The organism is Flavihumibacter petaseus NBRC 106054, assembly GCF_000974785.1.
Classification (GTDB): Bacteria; Bacteroidota; Bacteroidia; order Chitinophagales; family Chitinophagaceae; genus Flavihumibacter; species Flavihumibacter petaseus.
Genome location: NZ_BBWV01000013.1, coordinates 1 through 5,602, shown reverse-complemented (window position 1 = coordinate 5,602; position 5,602 = coordinate 1). Strand labels below are relative to the sequence as shown.

Genomic DNA, 5,602 nt, shown 5'->3' with positions numbered 1-5,602 from the left:
GGGGTAACAGCCGGTGTTACGGTGATATCGATGGTTACAGGTTCAGCACACTGACCAGCATCCGGAACGAAGGTGTAGGTTCCTGATGCAGTATTGCTTACAGTTGCGGGTAACCATGAACCGGTGATGCTATTGAGTGAAGCAGCTGGCAGTATCGGTGCAGTTGTGCCGGAGCAGAAGGCTGGAATTGCAGCAAAAGTCGGTGTTGTGGCCGGAGTTACGGTAATGTCAATGCTCACCGGAGCAGCGCACTGCCCGGCATCCGGTGTAAAGGTATAAGTACCGGAAGCGGTATTGCTCACCGGGGCAGGCGACCAGGTGCCGGTGATGCCGTTCAGTGAAGTCGCTGGCAGCACTGGCGCTGTTGCTCCCGCACAGAATGCAGCAATCGGATCAAAAGTCGGTGCGATCTGATCGGTGACAGTGATATCAATGGTTGTCGGTACACCGCAACTTGCAGCATCCGGAGTAAAGGTGTAAGTGGTTGTCCCGATGGCATTGGTAGCCACTATAGCCGGACTCCAGGTACCGTTGATGCCGTTGTTGGATGTTGCCGGCAGCGTCGGTGCAGCGCTGTTGAGGCACAATGGACCAATAGCATTGAATACCGGTGTTACACTGGTAGCGATGGTCAAATCAATGCTCACAGTGGTCGCACATTCTCCTGCTGCCGGGGTGAAGGTGTAGGTCGACGTTCCGATAACAATGGTGTTGATCACGGCCGGGCTCCAGGTACCATTGATACCATTGGTAGACGCTGACGGTAATGCTGGTGCCACGCTATTCTGGCAGAGTGCTCCTATCACATCGAAGGTTGGTGTCACTGCCGGTGTTACAGTGATATCGATACTCACTGGTGCAGCACACTGGCCGGCATCCGGTATGAAGGTATAAGAACCGGATGTAGCATTGTTCACAGTAGCCGGTACCCATGAACCGGTGATGCCATTGAGTGAGGTAGCAGGCAGTACTGGTGCAATTGATCCTGCACAGAATGCCGGGATTGCAGTAAATGTTGGTGTGATCTGGTCAGTGATGGTTATGTCGATGCTGACCGGCGTTGCACACGCTCCTGCTGCTGGAGTGAAAGTGTAAGTAGTCGTTCCAATAACCGATGTATTGATTACAGCTGGTGACCATGTACCACCGATACCATTGAGTGAAGTGGCTGGTAGCGTCGGCGCAGTACTGTTCAGACAGAGTGCAGCAATCGGATCAAATGTTGGCGTAACAGCAGGTGTTACGGTGATATCGATGGTTACAGGTTCAGCACACTGACCAGCATCCGGAACGAAGGTGTAGGTTCCTGATGCAGTATTGCTTACAGTTGCGGGTAACCATGAACCGGTGATGCCATTGAGTGAAGCAGCTGGCAGTATCGGTGCAGTTGTACCGGAGCAGAAGGCTGGAATTGTAGCAAAAGCTGGTGTTACCGCGGGTGTTACAGTAATGTCAATGCTCACCGGTGCTGCGCACTGTCCGGCATCCGGTGTAAAGGTATAAGTGCCGGAAGCGGTATTGCTTACCACTGCAGGTGACCAGGTTCCGGTAATGCCGTTCAGTGACGCCGCTGGCAGCACTGGTGCAACAGCTCCCGCACAGAATGCAGCAATCGGATCAAAAGTCGGCGCGATCTGATCGGTGACAGTGATATCAATAGTTGTCGGTACACCACAGCTTGCAGCATCCGGCGTGAATGTATAGGTGGTTGTACCGATAGCATTGGTGGCTACTATAGCCGGGCTCCAGGCACCATTGATGCCATTGTTGGAAGTGCCAGGAAGCACAGGAGCCGGACTATTCAAACATAATGGTCCGATGGCATTGAATACCGGTGTTACACTGGTGGCGATGGTCACATCAATGCTCACAGTGGTCGCACATTCTCCTGCTGGCGGGGTGAAGGTGTAGGTTGACGTTCCGATTACACTGGTGTTGATCACGGCTGGTGACCAGGTACCATTGATGCCATTGTTTGATGTTGCTGGCAGCGCCGGTGCTACGCTATTCTGACAGATTGCGCCGATCGCATCGAAGGTTGGTGTTGTTGCCGGGGTTACAGTTATGTCGATCGTTACCGGTGCAGCGCACTGGCCGGCATCCGGGATAAAGGTGTAAGATCCGGAAGTGGTGTTGTTGACTACGGCTGGTATCCATGAACCGGTGATGCTGTTCAGAGAGGTAGCTGGTAGTGCAGGTGCTGCAGATCCTGCGCAGAATGCCGGGATTGCAGTAAATGTTGGTGTGATCTGGTCGGTGATGGTGACATCGATGCTGACCGGCATTGCACACGCTCCTGCTGCTGGGGTAAAGGTATATGTAGTCGTTCCGGTAATCGCAGTGTTGATCACTGCAGGACTCCAGTTGCCATTCACACCATTGAGAGAAGTACCCGGAAGTACAGGAGCAGCACTATTCAGGCAGATCGCAGCGATCGGATCGAATGTCGGCGTAACTGCAGGTGTTACAATAATATCGATGATCACAGGTTCAGCACACTGACCTGCATCGGGGATAAAGGTGTATGATCCGGAAGTGGTGTTGCTGACTACAGCTGGAACCCATGAACCGGAGATGCCGTTGAGTGACGTTGCTGGCAATACCGGTGCAGTTGAACCGGCACAGAATGCTGGTATTGCCGCAAAGGTTGGTGTTACAGCAGGTGTAACAGTGATGTCTATGCTTACCGGAGCCGCACACTGTCCAGCGTCTGGGGTAAATGTATAGGTGCCGGAAGCAGTATTGCTCACCACTGCAGGTGACCATGTACCGGTGATGCCATTCAGCGAAGCCGCTGGCAGTATCGGTGCGGTAGCACCCGCACAGAATGCTGCAATCGGATCAAAGGTCGGCGCGATCTGATCAGTAATGGTAATATCGATAGTTGTCGGAACGCCACAACTTGCAGCATCCGGAGTAAAGGTGTAGGTGGTTGTGCCGATAGAACCGGTTGAAACTATTGCCGGGCTCCAGGTGCCATTGATGCCATTGTTGGAAGTTGCCGGCAGCGTTGGTGCAGGGCTGTTCAGACAAAGTGGTCCGATGGCATTGAATACCGGTGTTACACTGGTGGCGATGGTTACATCGATACTAACAGGTGTTGCACACTCTCCTGCTGCCGGGGTGAAGGTATAGGTAGTTGTTCCGATTACACTGGTGTTGATCACGGCTGGTGACCAGGTACCATTGATGCCATTGTTTGATGTTGCTGGCAGCGCCGGCGCTACACTATTCTGGCAGATCGCACCGACCGCATCGAAGGTTGGTGACACTGCTGGTGTTACGGTGATGTCTATGCTTACAGGAGCAGCACACTGGCCGGCATCAGGAATAAAGGTGTAAGATCCGGAAGTGGTATTGTTCACAATGGCCGGTATCCATGAGCCACTAATGCCATTGATCGAAGAGGCAGGTAACAATGGAGCCGGACTGCCTGCACAGAATGCAGGGATTGCAGCAAATGTTGGCGTAATCTGGTCGGTGATGGTGACATCGATGCTAACCGGGGTAGCACACGCTCCTGCTGCCGGAGTAAAGGTGTAGGTCGTAGTTCCGATCACACTGGTATTGATCACTGCCTGGCTCCAGGTACCATTAATACCGTTGAGTGAAATGGCTGACAGCGCGGGCGCGGTGCTGTTCAGGCAGAGCGCAGCAATCGGATCAAATGTTGGCGTAACAGCCGGGGTTACGGTAATATCGATGGTGACAGGTGCCGCACACTGACCTGCATCGGGGATAAAGGTGTAAGATCCGGAAATGGTATTGTTTACGACAGCTGGTGACCAGGTACCGGCGATGCCGTTAAGGGAAGCAGTTGGCAATACAGGCGCTGTTGTACCGGAACAGAATGCAGGTATTGCTGCAAATGTTGGAGTAACAGTTGGCGTAACGGTGATGTCTACGCTTACAGGTGCTGCACACTGCCCGGCATCAGGGGTAAAGGTATACGTGCCGGAAGCAGTATTGCTCACCACTGCAGGTGACCAGGTACCGGTGATGCCGTTCAACGAAGCCGCTGGGAGTACCGGGGCTGTAGCTCCTGCACAGAATGCTGCAATCGGATCAAAAGTCGGCGCGATCTGATCGGTGACAGTGATATCAATAGTTGTCGGTACACCACAGCTTGCAGCATCCGGAGTGAATGTATAGGTGGTTGTACCAGTAACATTGGTAGCCACTATTGCCGGGCTCCAGGTGCCATTGATGCCATTGTTGGAAGTTGCCGGCAGCGTTGGTGCAGGGCTGTTCAGACAAAGTGGTCCGATGCCATTGAATACCGGCGTTACGCTGGTGGCGATGGTTACATCGATACTAACAGGTGTTGCACACTCTCCTGCTGCCGGGGTGAAGGTATAGGTAGTTGTTCCGATTACACTGGTGTTGATCACGGCAGGTGACCAGGTACCATTGATGCCGTTGGTTGAGATGGATGGTAATACCGGTGGCACGCTATTCTGGCAAAGGGCTCCAATCGCATCGAAGGCTGGTGTTGTTGCCGGTGTTACGGTGATATCGATGCTCACTGGTGCAGCACACTGGCCGGCGTCTGGTATGAAGGTGTAAGATCCGGATGTAGTATTATTCACGACAGCCGGCACCCATGTTCCAGTGATACCATTAATCGAAGTAGCCGGTAACAATGGAGCCGGACTGCCCGCACAGAATGTTGGTATAGCAGTGAAGGTCGGTGTGATCTGGTCAGTGATGGTGACCTCTATGCTAACCGGAGTGCCGCAATCTCCCGCTGCCGGGGTAAAAGTATATGTAGTCGTTCCGATAACACTGGTATTGATCACGGCAGGACTCCAGCTACCATTAATACCATTGAGTGAAGTAGCCGGTAGCGTCGGCGCCGTGCTGTTCAGGCAGAGCGCAGCAATCGGATCAAATGTTGGCGTAACAGCCGGTGTTACCGTGATATCGATGGTTACAGGTGCCGCACACTGACCTGCATCCGGAATAAAGGAATAGGTTCCGGATGTCGTATTGCTGATGATGGCAGGGATCCATGTGCCTGTAATGCCATTAAGCGAAGCAGCTGGCAATGTTGGTGCCGTTGAGCCCGAACAGAAGGCTGGTATCGCAGCGAATGTTGGTGTTACGGCAGGAGTTACAGTAATGTCGATGCTTACCGGTGCCGCACACTGTCCGGCGTCAGGAGTAAAGGTATACGCACCCGAAGTGGTATTGCTCACCACCGCAGGTGACCATGTACCGGTAATGCCGTTGAGTGAAGCCGCTGGCAGCACCGGCGCTGTTGCACCCGCACAGAATGCCGCAATCGGATCAAAGGCTGGTGTAATCTGATCGGTGATCGTAATGTCGATCGTTGTCGGTACACCGCAGCTGGCTGCATCTGGTGTGAAGGTGTAAGTAGTTGTGCCGATGGCATTGGTAACCACTATAGCCGGACTCCAGGTACCGTTGATGCCGTTGTTGGAAGTGCCGGGAAGTACAGGAGCCGGACTATTCAGACAAAGTGGTCCGATGCCATTGAATACCGGCGTTACGCTGGTAGCGATGGTAACATCGATGCTAACAGTGGTCGCACATTCTCCTGCTGCCGGGGTGAAGGTGTAGGTCGACGTTCCGATAACAC

General features: G+C 53.3%; 1 protein-coding gene. It reads right to left on the bottom strand.

All coding sequences use genetic code 11. From position 1 onward, the window contains the following. Positions 1-5,602: beta strand repeat-containing protein (locus FPE01S_RS26050; protein WP_052956160.1), on the bottom strand; the 5,602-nt coding region annotated here is incomplete at both ends.